The sequence below is a fragment of the Paenibacillus sp. FSL R7-0302 genome, assembly GCF_038006885.1.
Taxonomy (GTDB): domain Bacteria; phylum Bacillota; class Bacilli; order Paenibacillales; family Paenibacillaceae; genus Paenibacillus_AQ.
The window spans coordinates 124,133-149,555 of the sequence record NZ_JBBOWB010000001.1; the positions used below are offsets into that span (position 1 = coordinate 124,133).

General features: G+C 56.6%; 19 protein-coding genes. 16 read left to right on the forward strand and 3 right to left on the reverse strand.

The window, feature by feature from the left end; genetic code table 11:
- Positions 1–7 precede the first annotated feature (7 nt).
- The 10 genes from MKY96_RS00610 (at position 8) to MKY96_RS00660 (ending at position 11,494) form a co-directional block, all read left to right on the forward strand.
- A complete protein-coding gene (locus tag MKY96_RS00610) occupies positions 8–1,615 on the forward strand; it encodes an FAD-binding protein (protein WP_340937895.1) in 1,608 nt (535 codons plus the stop codon).
- A complete protein-coding gene (locus tag MKY96_RS00615) occupies positions 1,612–1,944 on the forward strand; it encodes a ferredoxin family protein (RefSeq protein WP_340937898.1) in 333 nt (110 codons plus the stop codon). Before MKY96_RS00610 ends, MKY96_RS00615 begins: the two co-directional genes overlap by 4 nt.
- A gap of 53 nt (positions 1,945–1,997) precedes the next feature.
- On the forward strand, positions 1,998–3,062 hold the full coding sequence (locus MKY96_RS00620; RefSeq protein WP_340937899.1) for an ABC transporter substrate-binding protein: 1,065 nt from the start codon (positions 1,998–2,000) through the stop codon (positions 3,060–3,062).
- Between the two features lie 29 nt (positions 3,063–3,091).
- The gene (locus MKY96_RS00625; protein WP_340937901.1) at positions 3,092–3,892 is read left to right on the forward strand and encodes an alpha/beta hydrolase family protein; all 801 of its coding nucleotides are present in this window, start codon (positions 3,092–3,094) and stop codon (positions 3,890–3,892) included.
- A 44-nt stretch (positions 3,893–3,936) separates the two neighbouring features.
- Positions 3,937–5,544, forward strand: coding sequence for an FAD-binding protein (locus MKY96_RS00630; RefSeq protein WP_340937902.1), 1,608 nt, complete (start codon positions 3,937–3,939; stop codon positions 5,542–5,544).
- Entirely contained in the window at positions 5,541–5,903 is a 363-nt protein-coding gene (locus MKY96_RS00635) for a 4Fe-4S dicluster domain-containing protein (RefSeq protein WP_209876726.1), read from the forward strand. The genes MKY96_RS00630 and MKY96_RS00635 overlap by 4 nt, the downstream gene beginning before the upstream one ends.
- A 311-nt stretch (positions 5,904–6,214) precedes the next feature.
- Entirely contained in the window at positions 6,215–6,889 is a 675-nt protein-coding gene (locus tag MKY96_RS00645) for a Na-translocating system protein MpsC family protein (protein ID WP_340994531.1), read from the forward strand.
- Positions 6,890–7,039: 150 nt separating this feature from the next.
- Positions 7,040–7,441 (forward strand): response regulator, encoded by a 402-nt coding sequence (locus MKY96_RS00650; protein WP_340937905.1) that lies wholly within the window; start codon positions 7,040–7,042, stop codon positions 7,439–7,441.
- 211 nt (positions 7,442–7,652) lie between these two features.
- Complete coding sequence (locus tag MKY96_RS00655) at positions 7,653–9,929, forward strand: PAS domain S-box protein (protein WP_340944409.1); 2,277 nt, start codon at positions 7,653–7,655, stop codon at positions 9,927–9,929.
- 488 nt (positions 9,930–10,417) lie between these two features.
- The gene (locus MKY96_RS00660) at positions 10,418–11,494 is read left to right on the forward strand and encodes a bifunctional 3-deoxy-7-phosphoheptulonate synthase/chorismate mutase (RefSeq protein ID WP_340937907.1); all 1,077 of its coding nucleotides are present in this window, start codon (positions 10,418–10,420) and stop codon (positions 11,492–11,494) included.
- Between the two features lie 385 nt (positions 11,495–11,879).
- On the opposite strand, the gene MKY96_RS00665 is transcribed toward MKY96_RS00660, so the two are convergent.
- Complete coding sequence (locus MKY96_RS00665; protein ID WP_340937909.1) at positions 11,880–12,020, reverse strand: hypothetical protein; 141 nt, start codon at positions 12,018–12,020, stop codon at positions 11,880–11,882.
- Positions 12,021–12,314: 294 nt separating this feature from the next.
- Between MKY96_RS00665 and MKY96_RS00670 the strand changes: the two genes are divergently transcribed.
- Both MKY96_RS00670 and deoC read left to right on the forward strand, forming a co-directional pair.
- Complete coding sequence (locus MKY96_RS00670; protein WP_340937912.1) at positions 12,315–14,024, forward strand: methyl-accepting chemotaxis protein; 1,710 nt, start codon at positions 12,315–12,317, stop codon at positions 14,022–14,024.
- A gap of 149 nt (positions 14,025–14,173) precedes the next feature.
- Positions 14,174–14,851, forward strand: a complete 678-nt coding sequence (gene deoC, locus MKY96_RS00675) for a deoxyribose-phosphate aldolase (RefSeq protein WP_339311648.1) — start codon at positions 14,174–14,176, stop codon at positions 14,849–14,851.
- Positions 14,852–15,110: 259 nt separating this feature from the next.
- Here the strand turns inward: deoC and MKY96_RS00680 are convergent, their stop codons facing one another.
- Positions 15,111–16,391, reverse strand: a complete 1,281-nt coding sequence (locus MKY96_RS00680; RefSeq protein WP_340937913.1) for a glycoside hydrolase family 125 protein — start codon at positions 16,389–16,391, stop codon at positions 15,111–15,113.
- A 27-nt stretch (positions 16,392–16,418) separates the two neighbouring features.
- Positions 16,419–19,175 carry an alpha-mannosidase gene (locus tag MKY96_RS00685; RefSeq protein WP_340937914.1) on the reverse strand — a complete coding sequence of 919 codons (2,757 nt, stop codon included), beginning with the start codon at positions 19,173–19,175 and terminating at the stop codon, positions 16,419–16,421.
- 357 nt (positions 19,176–19,532) lie between these two features.
- Between MKY96_RS00685 and MKY96_RS00690 the strand changes: the two genes are divergently transcribed.
- From MKY96_RS00690 to MKY96_RS00705, 4 genes are all read left to right on the forward strand, one after another.
- Entirely contained in the window at positions 19,533–20,447 is a 915-nt protein-coding gene (locus tag MKY96_RS00690; protein WP_235192024.1) for an ABC transporter permease, read from the forward strand.
- Positions 20,448–20,463: 16 nt separating this feature from the next.
- Positions 20,464–21,375 (forward strand): carbohydrate ABC transporter permease, encoded by a 912-nt coding sequence (locus MKY96_RS00695; protein WP_036694906.1) that lies wholly within the window; start codon positions 20,464–20,466, stop codon positions 21,373–21,375.
- A 37-nt stretch (positions 21,376–21,412) separates the two neighbouring features.
- Complete coding sequence (locus MKY96_RS00700) at positions 21,413–23,023, forward strand: extracellular solute-binding protein (RefSeq protein WP_340937915.1); 1,611 nt, start codon at positions 21,413–21,415, stop codon at positions 23,021–23,023.
- A gap of 95 nt (positions 23,024–23,118) precedes the next feature.
- Positions 23,119–25,422 carry a glycoside hydrolase family 3 N-terminal domain-containing protein gene (locus tag MKY96_RS00705; protein ID WP_340937916.1) on the forward strand — a complete coding sequence of 768 codons (2,304 nt, stop codon included), beginning with the start codon at positions 23,119–23,121 and terminating at the stop codon, positions 25,420–25,422.
- Position 25,423 lies beyond the last annotated feature (1 nt).

Below are 25,423 nucleotides of genomic sequence, written 5' to 3' on the forward strand. Positions count from 1 at the left end.
AAACAACATGAACCAACCGGCACTGAAGGAAGCATTGAAACTGACAGCAGATGTACTGGTCATCGGCGGGGGTCCGGCAGGAACATGGGCGGCACTTACAGCCGCAGCCAAGGGAGTGAAGGTGATTCTGGCCGATAAGGGCTACTGCGGCTCCAGCGGTGCAACGGCCCCGTCGGGCACCGGGGTCTGGTATGTGAAGCCGGAGGCAGAGCTGCGCGAGTCGGCGAAGGCCAGCCGTTATGCTATGGGCGGTAAGCTGGCAGAGCACCGCTGGATGGACCGGGTGCTGGACCGTACTTATGAGAATATGAACAGACTGGGCGTCAGCGGCTATCCATTCCCGGTGGATGAGCAGGGCAACCCGTACCGCCGGGGCCTGCAAGGACCTGAATATATGCGACTGATGCGCAAGCTGGTGAAGAAGGCAGGTGTGAAGATTCTGGACCACAGTCCCGTGCTGGAGCTGCTCGCCGATGAGCACGGGGTAGCCGGAGCGGCCGGCGTGCAGACCCAGAACGGAGAAGCTTGGAGTGTGCATGCCGGGGCGGTGGTTATCGCTACCGGGGGCTGCGCTTTCCTCAGTAAGGCGCTGGGCTGCAACGTCCTGACAGGTGATGGTTACTTATTCGCTGCGGAAGCAGGGGCGAGCCTGTCCGGCATGGAGTTCTCCAATGCCTATGCGATCTGCCCGACCTTCTCTTCTGTAACGAAGACTGCGTATTACAGCTATGCCAGCTTCTATTATGAGGACGGCAGTGTGGTGGAAGGAGCGGGCTCCAAGAAGGGCCGCTCGGTCATTGCCAGGAATCTGCTAGCGGGCCGCCAGGTGTTCGCGAAGCTTGACGGAGCCGACGAGGCCTTGCAGCCGCTGCTGCGGGTGGCGCAGACGAATTTCTTCCTGCCGTTCGACCGGCGGGGCATCAATCCCTTCAAGGATGTATTCCCGGTGACGTTGCGGCTGGAAGGCACAGTCCGCGGCACAGGCGGCATCCGGATTACAGACGAGAATTGCGGTACAGGTGTTCCAGGGTTATATGCCGCAGGGGATGCGGCTACCCGGGAGCTGATCTGCGGCGGATTCACCGGAGGCGGCAGCCATAATGCCGCCTGGGCAATGTCTTCCGGCTCCTTCGCCGGAGAAGGGGCGGCAGCCTATACAGCCGGACTCGGGCGGCATGCGGATCACCGCACACCCGTCGGGTTATCCTCTTCACCGCTGGTTCACCAGGAAGTGAAGGCGGGAGCGGCGGCCAGAACCGCAGAATATGTGGAGGCTGTGCAGGCAGAAGTCAAACCGTACGATATTAATCTGTTCCGTACAGAGCAGGGGCTGGCCTCTTCGCTGGAACGTCTGGACGGACTATGGAAGGAGCAGCGCAGCCGGGAAATCCAGCGTACGCCGGAAGGTATGAAGGCGCGTGAAGCCGAAGCGATGACGGCAACGGCACGCTGGATGTACAGCTCCGCACTGGCCCGCACTGAAACCAGGGGAATGCATAAACGGGAGGACTTCAAGGGAAGTGACGACAGCCAGCATCACCGCTTGATTAGCGGCGGACTGGATCAGGTATGGGTGAAGACAGAAGAGGTAGCGAAGGAGAGTGTATTGTTGTGATTGAAGTCATCAGCGCTGACCGGTGTGTAGAATGCAACCAATGCGTATCCGTCTGCCCGACCAATGTATTCGACCGGGTAGATAATGGAATTCCTGTTATCGCCCGGCAGAGCGACTGCCAGACCTGCTTCATGTGTGAGCTGTATTGTCCGGTGGATGCGCTGTATGTTGCTCCGGATTCCGAGGGAATTACCGGGATTACAGAGGCAGAGCTGGAGGAGCAGGGCCTGCTTGGAGGCTACCGCGAGAAGGTAGGCTGGGGCAAGGGCAGACAGCCGGTGGCTAGTCATGACTTCATGGTTAAGCTGGCGGCGCGGGCAGGATTCTGATTTCTGATATGCGATAACAACATCCAGTAGACGACTGAGGGGAGAATACAGCAATGAGCAGATTGTACAGAGAGATTACAGGTATATGGAGCAAAAGGGGACGCCTCACGCTGATTACAGGTATGGTGGTGATCATGCTGGTACTGCAGGCTTGCGGAAATAATACGGGGAGCAGCAGCTCAGCAGCAGGCAGTGGAGGTACCAATACCGCTGAAGCGGCTGGCGATAAGGCTTCAAGCAATGTTCCGGCCGTGCTGAATTACGGATTCATTGGCTCCAATAAGCTGAATCTGCCGGGAGGCGCGGAAGGCTGGGGCCTTTACAAGGGCATTATTCAGGAAGAGCTGAAACCATACGGAATTACCGAAGTCAAACTGACAGGCTTCCCGAACGGGCCGGATCAGACGGAATCCTTAATCAGCGGAAGACTTGATTTCGGCAGCCTCGGGGATACCCCGGCGATTATCGCCTACGCCTCAGGAGCCAAGACCCGGCTGATCGCCCAGACTTCAGCGCATACAGTCGGTTATCTGATCGGCAAGAAGGACGGGCCGAAGACGGTGCAGGAGCTGAAGGGCAAGACGATTGCCATCCAAAAAGGTTCGTTTATGCACCGTTATGTAGTCGGCTTGCTGAAGCAGGAGGGCGTAACTGATTATAAGCTGGTTCACATGCTGATTCCCGATGCAAGCGCAGCACTGGCCCGCGGCGATGTAGACGCGACCACCAATAACGGTGTGGCAGCGCTTAAGCAGATTGAGCAGGGGTACACCCATTTGGATGATGCCTCGCAGCATCCGGATCTGCTCGGTAGCAGCGCTACTGTAGTGTCAGAGGAGTACCTTGCGAAATTCCCGGATTTCCCCAAGGTCTGGAATGCGGCCCGGGAGAAGGCACTGGCCGACCTGAAGCAGCATGAAGATGAATATTATGCATTCCTGGCTGAGATCGGAGATACCACCCCGGAACTCGCGAAGCAGGTCAATCCAATCAGTGATATCAAGGATACAGCCTTCACAGATGACGGTATTAAGCTGCTGGAGGGCACCAAGAACTTCCTCGTCGATGAGAAGCTGGCCAAGAAGAATTTCAATATCAGCGATTGGCAGCTCAAGTAATTCAACATAGGGAAACGGAGGGAATGCCGATGTCTCATGAAACCTTAACTTTTGAACATTTCAAGCTGCCGCTGGAGAATGGACTGTATCTGGAAGGTGAGGTACGGGTCCCTGTGGGGACGGCACCGAAGCCCGTACTCCTGATCAGCCATGGCTTCAGAGGGCATAAAGATTGGGCGTTCTGGCCGGAGGTCTCCGGCAGAATTGCCGGAAGCGGGTTCTACACCGTAAGCTTCAATTTCTCGCGTATCGCTGCCCGTGATGCTGACGGGATCAGCCCGGAGGAAGCAGCCGAAGCGGCCACGCTGAGCAGGGAGCTGGCGGATCTGGAGCAGTTGCTCCATAGCCTGCTTGAAGGCAGGCTGCCGCTTGCCGGGCTAGCCGACACGGAGCGGATAGCGGTTCTGGGGCATAGCCGTGCAGGCGGGAGCAACATCCTGTTCGCGGCAGAGCATCCTGAGGTGAAGGCGCTGGTAGTCTGGAACGGCGGTGCTGCACCGCAGCCTCGGCAGGGTGAAGGTCCTGCGGCGCTTACGCCGCAGGAGCAGGCGGTCCGGGAGGATCAGCTGCGGAATAAGGAGCGTTTCAATCTGGAGGAAGCGCTCAGCAGAGTATCGGCTGCTGCGCTGCTGATTCAGGGTGATCAGGACCGTGATGCCCTGCTGCTGCAGCATGCCGGCTTCAGGGAACAAGCGCCGCAGCACCGGTACCTGAGCATCCGGGGTGCAGATCATACCTTCGGCACGGTAGATCCGTACGAAGGCTCCACCTCTGCGCTGAATGAGGCTGTCACCTCGACGATAGCATTTTTGCAGGAGAAGCTGGCCTGATCTTATTTCTACATTTCAAAGAACCATGAAGAGGAGGAAGCGGAATGCCGCAGCAACAGCAGGCTACAACAGATGTGCTAGTGCTGGGTGGAGGCCCGGCCGGAGCATGGGCGGCATGGAGTGCAGCTTCTCAGGGAGCGAAAGTGATCCTGGCCGATAAGGGATATCTCGGAACAAGCGGAGCTACCGCGCCGGGGGGAACGACGCTGCTGGTGATTCCGCCGGTGGCAGAGCTGCGGGAACAGGCCGTGCAGGACAGACTTAAGGCCGGCGGCTATCTCTCGGAGAATGCCTGGATACACCGTGTGCTGGATCAGGTCGAGCAGAATCTGCAGCTGGTAGAGGAATGGGGGTATCCCTTCCCGAAGGATGAGGAGGGCAGGCCGCTGCGGACGCATCTGCATGGCCCCGAATACATGAAGATTATGCGCAGAGTGGTGCGCAAGGCGGGAGTGCGCATCTGGGATCAATCGCCGGCACTGGAGCTGCTCCATGATCAGCACGGCGTGGGTGGCGCCCGCGGAATCAACCGCCTGACCGGAGAGAGCTGGGAAGTGAAGGCGAATGCGGTGATTATGGCTACGGGCGGCTGCGCCTTCCTCAGCAAGGGGCTGGGCTGTAATGTGCTTACCGGTGAAGGGCTGCTGATGTCAGCCGAAGCCGGTGCCGAGCTGTCGGGCATGGAATTCACCCGGCAATATGCTCCGAGCTTCGCGGACGGAACGGTAACCCGCGGGCGGATGCTGGCCTGGGCCACGCTGTATGATGCTGCGGGAAGGCCGCTGCACCGGGGCGACCGCACCTTCGGCAGCATTCCCGAGCTGATGCTGAAGGGCCCGGTCTATGCTTCTCTGGATTTGGCTGATACGAAGGAGAAGCAGGAATTCCTCCGCAATGCCCACCCGATCTTCTTCATGCCGCTGGAGCGGGCGGGGATTAATCCGTTCAAGGATAAATTTCCGCTTACGCTCCGCTATGAAGGCACGATGCGCGGCACGGGCGGCCTGCGCCTGACCGGCCCCGGGTGTGAAACCTCGGTGCCGGGGCTGTATGCGGCAGGCGACGCCGCCTCCCGCGAGAAAGTGACCGGCGCCATCTCCGGCGGCGGCGCCTACAATGCATCCTGGGCCATCTGCAGCGGCAGCTGGGCAGGACGAAGCGCGGCGCGGCACGCTCTGCAGCAGCCGCATCCGGCGGAGCGCCGGATGCTCCGCGCGGCGGGCCGCTACGGCATGCCGGCTGGCGCCGGCACCTCACGGACGCTGGACGCGAAGCCGCTGATCGCGGCGGTCCAGCAGGAGATCCTGCCGCTGCGGATCAATTACTTCCGCAGCGAGCCCGTAGTCGCTGCCGCTCTACAGCGCCTGAACCGCCTGATGCCCGAGCTGGGCGGGCAGGTGCCTGCCACGGTTCAGGGCATCGTGCAGTCACGTGAAGCGGCCGCTATGCTGAATGTCGGCCGTTGGATCTACACCGCTGCGCTGGCCCGCAAGGAGAGCCGCGGCCTGCAGCGCCTGGCCGAGTATCCGGCGCTGGACCCGCGCCAGACCCACCGCCTGATTCTCTCCGGCGTTAATACGATCGGTATCCGCACGGAAAGTGTGCCTCATGCCCATGAGCTGCGGATTCCGGGAGAGGAGCGGGCCATATGATTGAGCTGGTTAGCCAGGACCGCTGCATCGGCTGCAGGCTGTGCGTGAAGGTCTGTCCGACGAATGTCTTCGCGATGGAGGGCAAGCTTGCCGTCATTGCCCGCCAGGAGGATTGCCAGACCTGCTTCATGTGCGAAGCTTATTGTCCTGTCGATGCATTGTATGTGGCACCACAGGCAGATAAGTCTGCGAACCCGGATGAGCAGGAGCTGATTGAATCCGGCCGGCTGGGCAGCTGGCGGAAGGAGATCGGCTGGAATCCGGGGGCGGAGGACACGATGGCAGAGCGGGACACGACACCGTTCTTCGAGGTCTTCACCGAAGCTTACCGCGGCAAGCAGCAAGAGATAGGCAAGTGAATTCACAGGTGTTCCGCAGCCATGCCGGCAGCGGAACACCTTTTTGTATATAATCGCTTCTGACTGACGGGTGCATGTTCTTGTACGTTTCGGCCGTGTCTAAGTAATATGACATAATTTGGGCAATACTAGGAGCACGCCGATACATATAGAAGCAGGCGAAGCTGCTGCAGAAAAATATAAATTATTTTAATATATACGAACCGGGCGGCTACCGATTATACTAAGTTGAACGAACCGTTTCTTCAGCAGGCGGAGCGTCTCCCCAAATCTACACACAGACACTACAATATTATGCTGGAGGAAATTGAATGAGCACTACAGAACTTACTAGCCAACTTTCCAGTTTCACAGGAAGGCTACTGCGGGAACGCTTCGGGAAGGGACCTGAATCGATACATGCCTCTATCGGGGAGCAATGTATAGCACTGCATATCCGTAATTTCATCGGACCTGTGGAGAGGTTTTTATTGAATAAGGAAGAAGAACAGGCGTTTCGTTATACACGGGAGCTTCTGATGAAGTCCCTGCTTCCCGAGCTTGCAGCGTACCTGAAGGAGAGCATGGCTATTGAGGTCGGCGAGCTTTTTTATGATTGGGGCATTCATAACGCATCGGGGATGATCGTGGCGCTCATCAAGAATGACGACGTACCGATTGATGATTATGCCGGGCGCGAGGAAGTCCATCTCCAGATTAACGAAGTAACTAGGAAGGTCCAGAAGGAACCGGTCCATACGGACTCCTGGTGGCTGGGACCCCGCATTCTAATTATTAAGCGTGAGGGTATCATGATTCCTTTGGAGAAGGAATTGATTGGCCTCGGCTATGAGAATACGCTTAAGACTACCAAGCGCAAGATGGAGAAGCGTTACTTGGATGATACCACCACTATAGCCCAGATGCTCGGCAAAGAGCTGGCGGATATTTATGTGGATTGGGATTTCGACAAAGATACCAGCGTGATAGCCTATACTTTTCACTGAAGTCTAACCATATATGAGGTGGAAATGAGTCGGACATGTAAATGAGCCGAACATGAGCCGAAGAAGGGGGAATAGTCCCTTTCTTCGGTTTTTTTATTTTCTGCCCATCTGCCGTTAGGGGTGCTGAGACTTTTTAGGAGGATAAGCTGGATGGAGGAGTGTAAGTGGACGGTATTATATGTAGAAGATAATCAGCTCAATATGGCCTTAGTACACCATATCTTCAAAAGAAATCTGCCCTCCGTATTGCTGCTGAAGGCTGAAACGGCAGAGCTTGGACTGCAAATAGCGCGGGAAGCTCTGCCGGATCTGATTATCCTGGACATCGGGCTTCCCGGACTTAACGGGTATGAAGCTCTGGAAATACTGCGGCAGGATCAGGCAACTTGTCATATTCCGGTGCTGGCGACGAGCGCGTTTGCGCAAAGCTCGGATATTGAGAAGGCCCGGAAGAAGGGCTTTGCCGAATATATCACCAAGCCCTTTCAGGTGAAAGCGTTCACCGAAACCGTGAAAAGGCTGCTCTACGGAGAAGACCTGCAGAAGATTTAGCTTGAAATAGCAACAGGGGATTCATTAAGGTGGGGAGCTGGGGAGATCTCTGTCTGGCGGCGGGTTCACGGGCTGCTGTAATCCGCTGAATAAGGAATTGTCTGTATTCGACATAATGATTTGACTTTCGCCCGATTATGCAAGATATTTATATTGCAGATTTAATATAAAGGAATTGCATCTAATACTTCACAAACGGGCGGTGGATCTTATGCTAGAGCAGCATACGGAGACGACTTCTCCATTTGAACAGGCATTGAAGACAGGAACTGCCGGAGTAGCCTTTCTCTCCATGGCTGAAGAATGGATGAAGGTGAATCCGGCGGTAACCCTCTTGCTCGGATATTCCGAAGAACAGTTGCTGGGACGCAGCTTCCAAGCGTTCTGGGATGAAGATAGCCTGCACATACATAGTTACAGGATGGGGAGCCTCAGGACAGGAGCAGCCCCTTTTTTTGAAGCCGAAATCAAGCTGCGCCATGCGGATGGCTCTGCGGTTCCGGTGCTGCTGCATGTGGCGAGGGTGAGCGAGCCTTCGACGGGAGAGGGGCTGTATTATATCGTTCACTTGGCTGGAAGGCCGCTTGCGGCACCGGTGGAGGCATTTCCCGGGACGTCTGAGCGGCTGTACGAGCTGATTGCCGGCAACATCAGGGACATTGTGTACTATGCTGCGCCGGGCTCAGTCTGCCGCTATTGCTCCCCTTCCGTGGAAGAGGTGCTCGGGTACAGACCGGAGGAGCTGATCGGCCGGGATAACAGCAGACTGGTTCACTCTGAGGATCTGGCCTTAATCAGTGCGCAGCAGATGGCTGACTCGCCTGATGTCCAGCTGCGGATATTACATGCGAACGGCCAATATATCTGGATTGAATTCTCTCTGAGAACGGTGGAAGACGGCGGGGAGCGCGGGGTGCTGGCTGTCGGCCGCGATGTGACCCGGCGCAAGATTGTGGAGCAGAAGCTTCAGGAATCGGTCGAGCGTTATACCTCGCTGAAGAAATATAATCATGACGCGATCATATCGCTGGATCTGGAAGGCCATATTATTAACGGGAATGAACAGGCGGTAAGGCTGACGGGGTATACGATCCCCGAGATGGTGGGCATGAGTGTCAGCCGGATCATCGGCGAGCGGCAGCTGCAGAATGTACTCGGTCCCCGCCGGCAGAGCGGCTCCGCAGGCCAGGATATCAACCTGATCTGGCATAAGGACGGGCATTCTGTGGAGGTTCTGACTACCCTTGCGCCGATTATTATCAACCAGTCTACCGTAGGCTTTTATATTATCGTCAAGGATATTACCGAGCAGAAGAAGCTGCTGATTGCCAAGGAGACCGCAGAGAATACGAACCGCGCCAAAAGTGAGTTCCTGGCCATGATGAGCCACGAAATCCGTACTCCGATGAACGGGGTGATCGGGATGACCGACCTGCTGCTGGAGAGCAGTGAGCCGGGTTCGCAGCAGCGGGAGTTCCTGGAGATTATCCGCCAGAGCGGTGAATCCCTGCTGAATATCATCAACGACATTCTCGATCTCTCCAAGATTGAGGCAGGCAAAATCTCACTCCAAGATGAGCCGTTCATCCTCCAGCACTGTATGGATTCCGCGCTGGAGCTGCTTCAGCTCAAGGCGGAGCGTAAAGGCCTGACCCTCAGCGTGGAGACGGACCCGGATGTGCCGCAGCGGCTGATCGGGGACGGGGAGCGGCTGAAGCAGGTGCTGCTCAATCTGGCCGGCAATGCCGTGAAATTCACCTGTACCGGCGGGGTAAAGGTAAGCGTGAAGCGCATTGCCGATGGCCTGGCAGGCGTAACGCTCCAGTTCACCGTGGCGGACACGGGGAGCGGGATTCCCGAGGAGGCCCGCAGCCGCTTGTTCGAGCCGTTCTATCAGCTGGAGCATTTCAGGGGCCGCCATGGGGAAGGCACCGGTCTGGGGCTGGCGATCAGCAAGCAATTGGTCGAGCGGATGGGCGGAGAGATCTATCTGGATACAGCAGCCGGGCAGGGGGCGACCTTTGTGTTCACCGTGGTCCTCCGGACGCAAGCGCAGGCGCTTCCGGCTGACGGGCCGGAGGGGAACCAGCCGGAGCCGCAATCAGAAGGCCGGTCCCTGCATATTCTGGTAGCCGAGGACAATGTGATCAACCAGATCGTCCTGCGCAAAATCCTGGAGAAGCGCGGCTTCACCGTCGATGTGGCCGAGGATGGGCGGCAGGCGGTCGATATGACGGCCCGGCATGGCTATGATCTGATCTTCATGGATGTGCAGATGCCCGGGATGAACGGCCTGGAGGCCACAGCTGCCATCAGGGCAGAGCAGCCGGCAGACCAGCAGCCGGTCATTGTTGCAGTGACGGCCAACGCGCTCAAGGGCGACCGGGAGCTATGCCTTGAAGCCGGGATGGATGAGTATATCAGCAAGCCGCTGAGAAGCGACAGCATTGCCAAAGTCATCGGGCATTTTTTTGCGGAACAGGAATAAGCAGATCTCTCTTCACAAAATAATCACAATGCTGAGTCAAAGCTGCAATACAGTGCTGTGGTGTCTTGCATATGGAAGTCTTTTTGATTAAGATAGCAGAAACTGGTGCATAAGCAGCACCGATATACCTTGTAATGACAATGACGAAGAGAGTAAGCACTTCATAGCGGATTTTAACAGGGAAGGCGTGCCGGAGACTGAGAGCACCCCCATTAGACGCTTAGTGCCGAAGTTCACTTCCGAGTCGGTCCCTGAAGTACACTGCTGCAGCAGTTATGGGTAGGGTGGCCCGCTTCCTGCGTTAACGGATGTAAGACAGAATGAATCGACTGGCCGGTATCCTTCAGGTATGCCGTCATGTGCTGATGCGTCAGCAGGATTCAGCTCTAAATAAGGGTGGTACCACGGCTCCTCGTCCCTTGCGGCGGGGGGTCTTTTTGCGTTCGTTCATAGCCTTAACTATTAACTGCACAAAGGAGTGTCTTGGAATGAGTAATGTGGAATTGGATGATCTGAGAGCAAGATTGGATGAGATTAACGGTCAGCTGCTGGAGCTGATCTCGGAGCGTGCCGGAATCGTTCAGGAGATTGGGGTGCTCAAAGAGAAGCAAGGCGTGCCGAAGTTCGATCCTGAGCGGGAGAAGGCGATGCTGGAGAAAATGGTCGCAGGCAATAAGGGGCCGTTCACGGATGGAACCATCCGTACGCTGTTCAAGCAGATTTTCTCAGCTTCGCTTGATCTGCAAAGTACGGAGCATAAGAAGACCCTGCTGGTAGCGCGCAAAGACCATGCGGAGGATACAGTTATTGAGCTGCCGGGCGGCGTTACAGTAGGCGGATTATCCTCCCTGATGGTAGCTGGCCCGTGTTCGGTGGAGAGCGAGCTGCAGACCCGTACGGTGGCTGCGGCCCTGCAGAAGGCAGGCGTCAAGGTGATGCGCGGCGGCGCCTTCAAGCCACGGACCTCCCCTTATGATTTCCAGGGGCTGGGCATGGATGGTCTGCGGATTCTGCGTGAAGCGGCGAATGAATACGGGCTGCTGACGATCAGTGAGATTGTCGATCCCCGGCATATTGAAGAAGCGCTGGATTATGTGGATGTCATTCAGGTCGGCGCGCGGAACATGCACAACTTCGAGCTGCTTAAGGCGGTAGGGGAAGTGAACAAGCCGGTGCTGCTGAAGCGCGGACTATCCGCTACGCTGGATGAATTCGTTCATGCGGCAGAATATATTATGTCCCGCGGCAATATGGAGATTATGCTGATTGAACGCGGTATCCGCACCTATGAGCGGTCGACGCGCAATACGCTGGATATCTCGGCGGTACCGATTCTTAAGCAGGAATGCCATCTGCCGGTGCTGGTCGATGTCACCCATTCTACCGGACGCAAGGACATCCTGATTCCATGTGCCAAGGCCGCACTCGCTGCCGGAGCCGACGGGATTATGGTAGAAGTGCATCCTGATCCGGCTACAGCCTTGTCCGATGCGGCGCAGCAGCTTAATATTGAGGAGTTCAACACCTTCTTCAATGAAGTGAAGGCTTCGGGACTATACCGTTAACGAGTCTAAAATAAAGAAAGTACCCGGCTGGTGCAGCGGGTTGGATTCTCGCCTTCGGGCGGCCATTGACGGGTTAAGGCCAGAAGGCTGTTTTTGGAGCGATTAGGCTTCAGAAGCAGCCTTTTTTAAAAAAAATATAAGAATGTGTATGTTTCACGCTATACATACTGTGCTGGGCGAAGGTACGTGGGCCTGAGTGTATACGAAAAACCGAATACAATGGGTGTAGCTGCGCGGAGGAAAGGGCCCCATGCGTCACAGGCAGTAACATTTTAAGAGGAATCCTGCAAAAAATGCAACAATACTGCCCCAAAGAAGCAGTCAATGCTGAAATCCTGCACGAACTGCAACAAATTCAGCGCTAACTTGCTCTAAATACCTAAATTTATGCAAATAATGCAACATTGTACTTCAACCCGGTAAAAGGTGTAGAGAAATCCTGCCAAAAGTGCAACATTACTGCTCCTGAAAAGCGGCCGGTGAGAGAGGCATTAGCATCGTTCACCCGCAGGATGATTTGGTTCAAATATAAGAATGTATAGGTTTCACGCTATCCATTATCCTTCTATTTCTCGCCGAAACGGTACCGTCCTTTAAAAAGACAGCAAAGCCGTTTCCACTTGATTTTCAAATTTTAATAGTCTGCGCCGTCTTTGGAAAAGGATTTTTGAAAAGTTTGTCGAAATTTTCCGGTAGAGGGACATTTGTCATTGCTTTATCGGATGGCCCTACTATAACCACGCAATTGTGATGCGCGAAAGGGAAGGCCTCCATGTTTTCTTTTATCCGAACCAGACTGATTGCCCGTATTCTCTGTGTTATGACTTTAGTGATTCTCTGCATTACAGCAGGCAATGCCGCCATTCAGTGGGTGAACACCGGATCAGCGGTCAAAGGGACGATCAGCAGCTACAACATGAGTATTGCCAGCCATTATGTGACACAGATTGATCCCGGCCGCTACAGCGAATTCCTGGCCGATCCGCAGGAGTCGGACCTGTACTGGTCACTCCGCCATGAACTGGATCAGTTCCGGAAGTCGATTGGTGCCCGTTATGTATATTTTGTAAGGATTGATGATGCCCGTCAGCCGCAGCTGATGATTGACGGCAGGCCGGAGGGAGACCCGCTGGCTTCGGGGATTAATGAGACTACCGATATGCCTGCGGCCGCAGTTACGGCTGTGCTTGCCGGAGAGAATGCCAGCACGCCGCTGATCAGCAATCCCGAATACGGGGATTATATCTCGGCATTCGTTCCTATGAAGGACACCGGCGGGAAGCTGGTCGGGGCGCTGGGCATTGATACCGATGTTGCTGTGCTTAGTACGCTGACCCGTGATGTCCTGATGGAGAGCCTGCCGCTCTATAGTATTATTCTAGCTCTGTCTCTGGGCGCACTCGCGGTGCTGGCCTGGTTCGTCTCCCGGTCCTTGCGTCCGCTGGTGACGATTACAGAGAGCGCGGGCACGATGGCTGAAGGGGATCTCGCCGGAGCAGCCCGTATCCTGCATGCCCGTCCGGTCACCTCCCGGGATGAGATTGGCAGGGCTTATCAGGCGATGCTCCAGATGTCAGGGGATCTGAATGCCAGAGTGAAAGGGATGGTATCCGGGGTGTCTACCGCATCTGACAGTCTCTACGGCTCCTCCGAGACCTTCGCCAGGAATGCCGATGATGTGCTGAAAATGAGTGAGACGGTGAGCGGCAGAATCAGCGATATCCATGCCGGGGCTAACTCGCAGACGGTAGGCGCACAGAGCAGCGCTGTGGCTATGGAACAGATGGCGCTGGGCATCTCGCGCATCTCGGAGGCCTCGGCTGCGGTCTCGGAATTCGCAGTCAAGGCGCTGGACATTGCAGAGGCGTCCCAGACGTCCATGAACCACACTAACCAGCAAATGAAATCGATCTCTGTATCCACCGGGGAGACGCTGGATAATGTGCTGCGGCTGCAAGAGTACACGGATGAGATTGAAGGTGCGCTGGCTGCGATCAGGGAGTCTGCGGATCAGACGAAGCTGCTGGCGCTGAATGCCTCGATTGAGGCGGCGCATGCGGGGGAGCACGGCAGAGGCTTCACTGTCGTAGCCGGTGAAGTGCGCAAGCTGGCGGAAGGCTCCGCAGCCTCGGCCGAGCGGGTAGCCGAGCTGCTGCTGCATATCAGCCAGGCTTCGGCGAGCATCGGGGTACAGATGACGGAAGCATCCGCTGAAGTGAGGGAAGGGGTGCGGATGTCAGCCGAAGCGGAGGCTGCTCTGCTGGAGGCCTCCGCCGCCTTCCGGGAGGTGGCCGGACAGATCATTGATGTGTCGGCGACAGCGGAGCAGCTCTCCGCCGGCTCAGAGGAGGTTGCGGCAGCGGTGGGCAGCATGGCCGATATTGCCGGAGAGGTCTCGGAGCAGACCCGGGAGATCCGTGAGCTGACTGATCTGCAATTGGCGCGAATCAAAGAAGTCTACGAGGCTTCGCTGAGCGTCAGCGCAAGTACGGGCGATCTGCGGGAGGCTATCCGGCAGGTGAATGTATAGGACTAGGGGTTCAGTGCGCTTGATCTATACTGTCCGGAGTGGATACAGGATTAGCAGATGTTATGCCCTCCAGCTTTCAAAAGCGTCCGACTATTGGTATGATTACAAGGGATGTCGCATCCATTACCGATGACTTGGAGGAATTAATGATGAGTGAAACTACAATATCCGGGATTATCGATCACACGCTGCTGAAGGCAGATGCCCGGAAAGACGATATTATCAAGCTTGCCGAAGAGGCCAAAGCCTACAAATTCGCCTCTGTGTGCGTGAATCCGGCCTGGGTGGCTACGGCGCATGCCGTACTGAAGGATACGCCGGAAGTGAAGGTATGTACAGTAATCGGCTTCCCGCTCGGGGCATCGACGCCTGAGACGAAGGCTTTTGAGACGAAGGATGCCATTGCGAACGGTGCCGGTGAGGTGGATATGGTCATTAATATCGGCGCACTGAAGGACGGCAATGACGAGCTGGTCAAGCGCGATATGGTTGCCGTAGTCGAAGCCGCACGCGGCAAGGCGCTGACCAAGGTGATTATTGAGGCCTGCCTGCTGACTGAAGAGGAGAAGGTCCGTGCCTGCAAGCTTGCTGTAGAAGCGGGCGCAGACTTCGTGAAGACCTCAACCGGCTTCTCGACCGGGGGAGCCACGAAGGAAGATATTGCCCTGATGCGGGCAACGGTCGGCCCTGAGATCGGCGTGAAGGCCTCCGGCGGTGTCCGCAGCGCGGAAGACGCCCTCGTAATGATCGGCGCAGGCGCCAGCCGGATCGGAACCAGCGGCGGCGTAGCTATTGCCAAAGGCGAGCAGAGCCAGAGCGGCTACTAAGCATAGGTAAGCCAGACATATAGAAACGGCTGCGGCCTCCTTGAGTTCAAGGGAGCCGCAGCCGTTTTGTGTATAGAGGAAGTATGATAGATGGATTTCCTCCAACTAAATTCTCCCCATTCATCCAAAGTACCTTAAACTAACTATATTAGTTGCTGTTTTTCCACCTGTTGCCGGTAACTCCAGCCCAATGGGCGAATTAAGATACGTTATTCCACTTGCTTGGTGCAGGATGAGCTATCCGTTCAGGGTTACCCCCTTAAACCAGCCCCTTATCCATCGCCTTGCCGATCAGCGTAGCGAACAGGCTGTTGGACCAGGCGAACCATTCGCGCGAGAAGTCCGCCGGATTATCCGGGTGGAAGCCTTCGTGCATGTAGCCGGTATCGGCGTCGGTGCGGATCAGCATGTCGATCAGCTCCTTGATCTCCTCATCGTTATCCGCCGTAAGCGCCTGCATCGACAGCGCCATATGCCAGACGTAACCGCCCGGTGTATGCGGACTGCCGATGCCCTTGGCGTGCTTGCCCTCGAAATAGAAGGGGTTATCGAAGCTGAGCGCGAACCGGCGGGTATTCTGATAAATCTCATCCTCCACACCCACATAACCAATATAAGGAATGGAGATCAGTCCCGGGGTTCCGGCATCGTCCATCAGCGAGTAATTGCCGTAGCCGTCCGTCTCATAGGCGTAGATTCTGCCGTATTTCGGATGGGTCACGATGCCGTAGGTACGGATGCCGAAGTCGATCTCCTTGCGCAGCTTCGCCGCTCTTGCCGCCAGCCGCTCGTCCTGGTATACCTCGCTTGCCATCTCGCCGATATACCCCAGAATGACCACAGCGAACATATTCGAGGGAATATTGTAGCCGAATTCGCAGCTGTCATCGCTTGGGCGGAAGCCCGACCAGCTCATCCCCGTATAGTTGACCGGCATTCCGCGTCCGTTATTGTGCAATGTCTCCGTATCCTGGAGCGTCTGCCGGATGAAGTGGTAAGGCGACTTCTCCCCGTGATGCTGCTCGGTCTCGATCGTGTTCACGATGGAGGTCAGCGCCTGATAGCAGGCGGCATCGAAGATGTCGGTCTGCTCCGCTTCCTTCCAGTACATATAAGCCAGTTGAACGACGAAGCAGAGGGAGTCCAGCTCATATTTGCGCTCCCACATCCACGGGTTCAGATTGCAGTCGTCCGTATCCCGGTAATGCTTGTCACTTGCCGTCTCGTTGAAGGCGTTGGTGTATGGATCAATATTCACATAGAACATCTGGCGGGCAATCAGGCCGCGGAGAATCCGCTGCAATTCAGGGTCATGCTTGGCAAAAGGGATATAGTGCCGCACCTGCTCCGTCGAATCGCGCAGCCACATGGCCGGAATATCGCCGGTGAACACGAAGGTAGTGCCGTCTTCCAGCAGCTTGGTCGTGGTCTCCAGTGTGTTCGGGAAGCAGTTGCGGAACAACTGCTGCAGTTTCGGGTGATGCGCCAGCCGTTCATCGGCCTCATTCAGATAAGCGGTAATGGAAGCGGGCAGGTTCATAGTATAACTCCTCCTGGCATAGTGAATTTAGGGTTGTACGGGCTTTAGGGCATAGGTGACGATCTGAGCTTTGCCGACAGAGCGGCGGAGAGTACCTTCTTCCAGGATCTCCCGTTGTTTGCGCCGTTCCAGAATATCACTGGCATGGACAGCCTCCACAGGAAAATGCGGCGTAAGCGCGAGCTCCTGCTCCGCGCCCGCCAGATTGTACCAGCGCAGAATGATGTCCTCATGGTCTGCGGACATTTTGAAGGCGGACAGCGCCAGGGTGCGGCCCTGCCATTCCAGCGGCTGATAGACCGCAGGGAGCGAGCCCTCCTGCCAGCCGGTCTGGACCGTGAACCAAGGCACCTGGTACTGGTAGGCCCAGGCACAGGCCTCCGTCCAGTCCGCATCACCGGCGAAGGGACGGACCGCGAATTCTACGGTCTGCTCGCCCAGGCACTGAGCTTCCGGTGTAGGGAATACGCCCCAGTCGCCCAGCTCCGACACGCTGCGCAGCAGGGTAACGGCAATCGTATTGCTGCCGTCCCGCAGCACCTCGTATTCGTTCAGCCCCTTATTGGCTACGAGAAGTCCGGTGCTGCCATCCGACACACTGACATAAGCCTGCTGGTGCTGGGCATTGCTCGGATTGATCCAATCCGCTGCCGGCTCAATCTCGCGCTCTGCGGCTTCGAAGATGGAATCGGCCCGCACGGTCGAGGCGGCCAGACCGGTAGGGAAGAGGACGCGCAGCCGGTGGTCCTTAGCCTGATTATTGAACGCGGCCGAGATCTGAATGCCGGTTCCGTTCGCTTCCAGGCTAATCCGGGTCACAATCCGCAGCGGCACTTGCTCCGTAGAGCGTCCGGTTTTGCGCTGCCGGAACGGCACCATTCTGCGCTTCTCGTCCTCGAACGAAGCATCGGCCGAAGCGGGAATAGCCCATTCGTGCACGATTTCATAGGTGACCCGGTAAGGCTCCTGCTCGGCAAGCGAGATCCGGGCAGCGAGTCCCTTGGTCGTCAGCGCCACATCGCCCTCCGGCTGGCGGAACACATATTCATTGCCGATATCGCCGCAGTTCTCATAGACGCCGAGTCCAGTGAAGCTGCGGCCCGTCCGCTTGTCGGCCACATCATAAGAGCCATCCTCATGGATACGGACAGCCAGGAATTCATTCTCCATCCCACGTTCCAGCAGCTTAAGCGGACCTTCAGCAGCAGCTCCGGCGGACTCATCCGCCGACTCTACCCAGGCGTAGGTGCTGTAGCCTAACGGCGGCACCTGCGCGGCCTCGAAGGTCAGCCGGACCATCCGGGCCATATAAGGCTTGCGGAACTGGTCGTCCGGCAGCTCGTAGCCGAACCGGGTGCCCAGATCCTCCGCCCGGCAAGCCACATGCCGTCCTTCAGCATCCAGCAGCCTCCCTTGCTCAAGCGCAAACGGAAGCTGATCCAGCGCCTCGGCAATCGCCGCAGGGTTCGGCCCTTCCTTGAAGTAACGCTTGGCGAAGATGATCTCCACGCTAACTGTTCCGCTGCGTTCCCAGCCGGTGGTATTAAAGACCGTCACCGGCCGGGCAGACTCGCCCCAGGCGGCAACATTCCGGGTTCCGATCTGCGCGGAGACCGCCTTCAAGCTGTCTTCAATAATAGCTTCTCCCACATGGCGGCTCTTCTCAAAGCGCGTAATCATCTCACGGTGAACCTCATCCACACTGCAGCCGCAGATGCTGTCATGCGGGTGGTTCTGCATCAGGGTCTTCCAGGCGTAGGTCAGCAGGGCATGGGGGTAGGCCTGCCCGCTGACCAGATAAGCGAGTGCCGCCAGCGGCTCAGCGCCTTTCTCCAGCAGCGTCTGGCCCTGCTGGTTGAGCTGCTTCAGATAGACGCGGGCGGAAGCGGTATTCACCAGCGTCCCCCAGCCGTCCGTATGCTGGCTGCGCAGCTCGCCGTGCACGGTGACCAGATCCTCAGGCAGCGAAGGCGCTAGCGCCTTCAGATACTGCTCGAAGCTGGAATGGACGAAGTCCGTGTCCGGGTACAGCTTCCGGGCGGTCTCCAGCGCATCCGCGAGATCACGCTGCACCGGCTGATGATCACAGCCGTTCATGAACAGCAGCTCCGGGGTGGAGGCATATTTGCCGGCATCCGCGAGTTTTTTGTCCCAGAAGGCCTTGGCGTCCTCAGCATCTACAGGCACCTCATTGCCGTTGCTGTACCAGTTCGCAAACAGCATTCCAAGCACAACTGAGCCATCCGGGGATTCCCAGTACATCTCCGAGTATGGCGACTCATAGCTGGTGCTGTTCAGCTCGCCGACCATATTATCGAAGCCTGTCGGCTTCACGCCACGGCCGAACACCGCAGTCTCGATGTCAGCCTGCTTGAGCAGTTGGGGGGCTTGGCCCATATTGCCGAAGGAATCGGGGAAATACCCGAGCTTCGAGATGACGCCGTATTTCGCCGCGTCCTGATGGCCGATCAGCAGATTGCGCACATTGGCTTCGGAGCTGGTCAGGAATTCATCCTGGAGCACATACCAGGGGCCGATGACAATCCGGCCTTCGCGGATGAACCGCTCCAGCTGCTCTCTCCGCTCAGGATGCACCTGCAGATAGTCTTCAATAATTATGGTCTGTCCGTCCAGGTGGAAGTACCGGTAGCGCTCGTCCTGCTCCAGCGTCTCCAGCAGCTCGTTCATCAGCTTCGCCAGCAGCACATGGTGACGCTCGTAAGGCATATACCATTCCCGGTCCCAATGGGTGTGTGAGATCAGGTGGGCAGTTGTACGGGTCATGACAGAAACCTCCTATATCTTGAGTCGGTGTTGTAGTGTCGGCATTCGTAGCAAATGTTTGCATACCTGCCGGGGGATCACAATATGTAACTTTTGCAGGGGGGAGGAGGGTTCATAATTCACACATTTACGGCAGTCAGCCAGTAGCGGCCCGTAGAAGTTATTCAGCTCATAAGCCCCGTAGCAGCGCGGTTTTACACTCTTTTAACATGACAATGCACAACCTACATATTTACGATGTCAGCTTAGTTTCTCTACAATTTGGGATGTAAGCGTTAGCAGGAAAGGCCATAGCAAGAATGCGAAGCGGATACAGATTTATGTGTAATGAAAACTAACATAGAGAGGAGTGGGAGAATGAAGGGGAACAAGTCCCTTGGCAAAAGAATCTGGCAGAATTGGGAGCTCTATCTGTTCATGCTTCCCGCGTTACTGTATTTCTTCATCTTTCATTATGGTCCGATGTACGGCATTCAGATTGCCTTCAAGAACTTCGTGCCCTCCAAAGGAATTACGGGCAGCGACTGGGTAGGCTTCGACCATTTCGAGCGGTTCTTCAATTCTTATTTCTTCTGGGATCTGCTGTGGAATACGTTCAGCATCAGCTTCTATGAGCTGGCCATCGGGTTCCCGCTGCCGATCATTCTGGCCCTGGCCTTCAATGAGGTCCGCAACGGCCCGTTCAAGAAGTCGGTCCAGACGGTTACCTATGCGCCGCATTTCATTTCAGTGGTCGTCATGGCGGGGATGATCATTACCTTCCTGTCGCCCTCCAGCGGAATGATTGTCCGGGCGATTGAATTCCTGGGCTTCCAGCCCGCACAGTTCCTGACCGATCCCGCCTGGTTCAAGACGGTGTACGTCTTCTCGGGCGTCTGGCAGAGCACCGGGTGGGGGACGATCATCTATCTCGCAGCCCTGTCCGGCGTAGATCCCCAGCTGCATGAAGCAGCCATTGTGGATGGAGCCAGCCGGATCAAGCGGGTGCTGCATATCAATCTGCCGACGATTATACCCACGATTACGATCATGCTGATTCTGAACATGGGTAACATTCTGGGCCTGGGCTTCGAGAAAATCCTGCTGCTGCAGAATTCGCTCAACATGGAAGCCTCTGATGTCATATCCACCTATGTCTACCGCGCCGGTCTGGTGAACGCCCAATACAGCTTCTCGACCGCTGTCGGATTGTTCAACTCGGTGGTCAATGTAATACTGCTCGTTACCGTGAACCGGATTGCCAAACGCACCAGTGAGAACAGCCTCTGGTAGAAAGGAGTTGAAGTCTATGGTTACTGCCATGAAAGAATCCAGGGGAGATAAGCTGTTTCTGATCAGCACCTACATCTATCTGTGCCTTGCGCTGGTAGTGGTCCTCTATCCGCTGATCTACATCCTCAGCGCGTCCATCAGTTCGCCGCAGGATGTCAATTCGGGCGCCATGTGGCTGTTCCCGAAGAATGTGACGCTGGACGGCTACAAGCTGGTGTTCGAGAACCCGAAAATCTGGAACGGGTATCTCAATACCATCATTTACACGGCGGTGGGCACGCTGCTGAATCTGGCGGTTACGCTGCCTGCTGCATATGCGCTCAGCCGGTCTGATTTTGTCGGACGCCAGCTGTTCATGGGTCTCATTCTGTTCACGATGTTCTTCAGCGGCGGGCTGGTGCCGACGTATCTGCTCGTCAAGAACCTGGGCCTCATTAACAGCATGGGGGCGTTGATCCTGCCGGTGGCCGCATCGGTGTGGAACATCGTGGTCGCCCGCACCTTTTTCCAGTCCACCATTCCAAAAGAATTGCAGGAAGCGGCGCACATCGACGGCTGTACGAATCTGAAGCTGTTCATCCGCATTATCCTGCCGCTGTCCGCGCCGATTGTCGCCGTGATGGCCTTGTTCTACGGGGTTGGGCACTGGAACAGCTACTTCCCGTCCCTGATCTATTTGAATGATGAAGCCAAGTATCCGCTGCAGATGGTGCTGCGCCAGATTCTGGTCCTGCAGGAAATGTCTGCTGAAACAACAGGCGCTGCGATCAACGGCGAGGTAGCTATGGCCATGAATAATAAGGCAGAGACGGCATCGCTGGTCAAATATGGCGTTATCGTTGTTTCTACACTGCCGATTGTGGCGGTCTACCCGTTCCTGCAGCGTTATTTTGTCCAAGGGGTCATGATTGGCTCTGTGAAAGGCTAAAGGTTAAAATGTAATGAACCTAAGGGAGGAATTATTAATGCAGATCACACGTAAACCATGGAAGATTCTGCTGTCTTCGGCTGTGATTCTTGGACTGCTGGCAGGCTGCGGGAGCTCCAATGAAGGCACCGCGAATAAGAGTACCGGAGAGGCCACGGTGAACAAGGAGGGCTTCCCGATTGTTAGCGAACCCGTTACCCTGACGCTGATGGCGCCGGATGTGGGCATTCAGAACTGGGAGAACATGCCGGTGCTCCAGCAGATGAAGGAGAAGACCGGGATTACGATGGAATATAAAAATGCGCCGAAGGACAGCTTCGATACCAAAAAGAATCTGGTGTTCGCCAGCGGCGATTACCCGGATATCTTCTATGCTGCCGGTCTGACGACTGCCGAGCAGATGAATTACGGAGAGCAGGGGATTCTGATCCCGCTGGAAGACCTGATCGAAGAATACGCTCCGAACTTCAAGGCTTTGCTTGCGGAGAACCCGGATGTCCGTAAATCGATTACCGCTCCGGACGGTCATATCTACTCCCTGCCGGTGGTGGAAATGAGCCAGCACTGGTACCGCAACCCGATGTGGTATAACGGGGACTTCCTGAAGGCCCTGAACATCGATAAGCTGCCGGAAACGACTGAGGAGCTGTACACCTACCTGAAGCGCGTGAAGGAGGAAGATCCGAACGGCAACGGAACCGCCGATGAGATTCCGATCTCTTCGGTGACGACAACTGCTGCGAACCTCCGCGATATCCGCACCTGGCTGCTGGGCGCTTTTGGCATCTATGAAGAAGAAATCTATGTAGACGATGCGGACAAGGTCCACTATACACCGCTTGAAGAAGGCTACAAGGAATATCTGACGTATATGAACCGCCTGTGGTCCGAGGAACTGCTGGATCATGAGAGCTTCTCGCAGACGGCGGAGCAGAAGAAGGCTAAGGCGCAGAATAACCGCGTGGCGCTCTTTTCCGACTGGCATGCTTATATGACTAAGGGCGGAGAGCCGTCCACGGCAGATCCGATGTTCGCTCCGGTGCGCAGTGAATCGGTGTCCGCTCCGGCGATTGCCAAGAACAGAGGGATTACGACCGGCGCATTCGCCATCACGAACAGCAATCCGGCACCGGAAGCCTCACTTCGCTGGGTAGATTACCTCTATTCCTATGAAGGCGCTCTGTTCTTCAACAAAGGGCCGGAGGGAACGCTCTGGGAGTACACCGACAAAGAGAATCGTGTGAAGCAATACCTGCCTGTACCGGACGGCAAGGAAATGGAAGATTTCCGGGCCACCTTGACGCCTAACTACGGCATTCCTGCCCCAACCCTGTCGATGGATGACATTAACAAGGGGCTGAAGACAGACTTTGACCTCTGGGTAGAGCAGGAGACTAAGCAGAAGCTGCTGGATAAAGGCGCGCGGATTCCGTTCCCGGCCCTGTTCCTGACGGTGGAAGAGCAGACGGAAATCAGCAGTCTGAATTCGGATCTGAGCACTTATGTCAAGCAGATGGAAGCGAAGTTCATCACCGGCGCCGAGCCGCTGACTGGCTGGGATAACTATGTGGCAACTGTCAAGAAGATGGGCGGAGAGCGAGTGGCTGAGATCAACCAAGCTGCTTATGACCGCTGGAAAACCAACTAAATCCTACAGGCTCTATCCATCTTCTTCGAAAATTCATCCTCTGAAGTGCCGCCAAAGAGCGGCATGAATGACTAATGCAGAAAGGTGCTGTAAAAATGATCTATAAGGATAAAGCGCGCCCTGTGGCAGATCGGGTACAGGACCTGCTGCAGCGCATGACGCTTGGAGAGAAGGCTGGACAATTAGTCCAGCCTTTCGGCTGGCAGTGCTATGAGAAGCGCACGGACGGAACAACAGGCATGACAGAGGCCTTCAAGCGCCAGGTTGCCGCCGGAGGCGTCGGCTCCCTGTATGGGACGCTGCGTGCCGACCCGTGGACCGGGGTCACGCTGGAGACCGGCCTGTCCCCGAAGGAGGGGGCGGAGGCTGTTAATGCAATTCAGGCTTACGCCATGCAGCAGAGCCGGCTCGGGATTCCGATTCTGTTCGGCGAGGAGTGCTCTCACGGGCATATGGCTATCGGAGCGACGGTATTCCCGGTTCCGCTGGCTCTGGGGAGCATGTGGAACCCGGAGCTATACCGGGAGATGTGCCGGGTGGTAGCGCTGGAGACCCGCAGCCAGGGCGGAGCGGCGACCTACTCGCCGGTGCTTGATGTGGTGCGTGATCCGCGCTGGGGCCGGACGGAGGAGACCTTCGGCGAAGACCCGTTCCTGATTGCGGCGATGGGTGTAGAAGCAGTGAAGGGCTTGCAGGGGGAACGGCTGGACGCCGGGGATTCCGTGCTGGCCACCTTGAAGCACTTCGCCGCCTACGGCAGCTCTGAAGGCGGGCGGAACTCTGCGCCCGTGCATATGGGACTGCGCGAGCTGCATGAGGTCGATCTGCTGCCGTTCCGTAAGGCGGTAGAGGCCGGAGCGCTGTCCATTATGACAGCGTACAACGAGATTGACGGCGTGCCTTGTACGACGAACCGTTATCTTTTGCAGGATGTATTGCGTGAGCAGTGGGGCTTCGATGGCTTCGTAATCACGGACTGCGGAGCGCTGGGCATGCTGACGAATGGTCATAACACCGCAGATAGCGGAGAAATGGCTGTAGCCCAGGCACTGCTGGCAGGCATCGATATGGAGATGTCAGGCGAAATGTTCGAGCAGCATATCGCGGCTGCTATCGAGCATGGACGGCTGCAGGAATCCGATCTGGACCGCGCGGCGGCGCGGATTCTGGAGCTGAAGTTCAAGCTCGGGCTGTTTGACCGCCCCTATGCCGATCCTGAGCAGGCGGAGAGCATCATCGGCAAGCCGGAGCACCGGGAGCTGGCGCGACGGATCGCTGGTGAGAGCATCATCATGCTGAAGAATGAGAACGCAGCGCTGCCGCTAAGCAAGGGGATTCGTAAGCTTGCCGTAATCGGTCCCAATGCCGATGCCCTGTACAACCAGCTTGGCGACTACACCTCACCGCAGCCCGCAGGCGCGATTGTCACCGTGTTAGAGGGTATCCGGCAGGCGCTGGGCGGCGGAGCGGACAAGGTCCTGTATGCGCCCGGCTGCCGGATCAAGGGCGATTCCCGCGAAGGCTTCGCCCCTGCGCTGGCCTGTGCGGCCGAAGCCGATGCGGTGGTGCTGGCCATCGGCGGTTCCAGCGCCAGAGACTTCGGTGAGGGGACAATTGATTTGCTCACCGGCGCTTCTGTCGTGACGGAGCATTCCTGGAGCGACATGGAATGCGGAGAGGGCATCGACCGGTCCACATTGAATCTGATGGGCGTGCAGCTGGAGCTGGCGCAGGAGCTTCACAAGCTGGGCAAGCCGCTGATTGTGGTCTATATCAACGGACGCCCGATTGCTGAGCCTTGGATTGTAGAACACGCCGACGCCATTCTGGAGGCGTGGTACCCGGGCCAAGAGGGCGGACATGCCATTGCCGATATCCTGTTCGGCGAGGTGAATCCTTCCGGGCGGCTGACGATCAGCATTCCGAAGCATGTCGGCCAGCTTCCCGTGTATTACTATAAGCGGCGGACGAGAGGCAAACGGTATCTGGAGACAGACTTCCACGCCGAATATCCCTTCGGCTATGGTCTTAGCTTCAGTGAATTCAGCTACAGCAACCTGAAGGTGGAGCCTCCAGTAATCTCTGCGGATGAAGAAGCGCTTGTCTCCGTGGATGTAACTAATAGGGGTGACCGGGCGGGCAGCGAGGTGGTCCAGCTGTATATTTCCGACTTGGCCTCCTCCATTACCCGGCCCGAGAAGCAGCTGAAGGGCTTCCGCAAAATCAGCCTCCAGCCGGGAGACACGCAGACAGTAACGTTCCGTGTAGGCCGGGAGGAGCTGGAATACGTATCAGCGGATCTGACGCGGATTGTCGAACCGGGAGAATTCGCGGTGATGGCAGGCCCGCACTCCGCAGAGTATCTGAGCGCGCCGCTCCAGGTCAGAGAGGAGGGCTAAG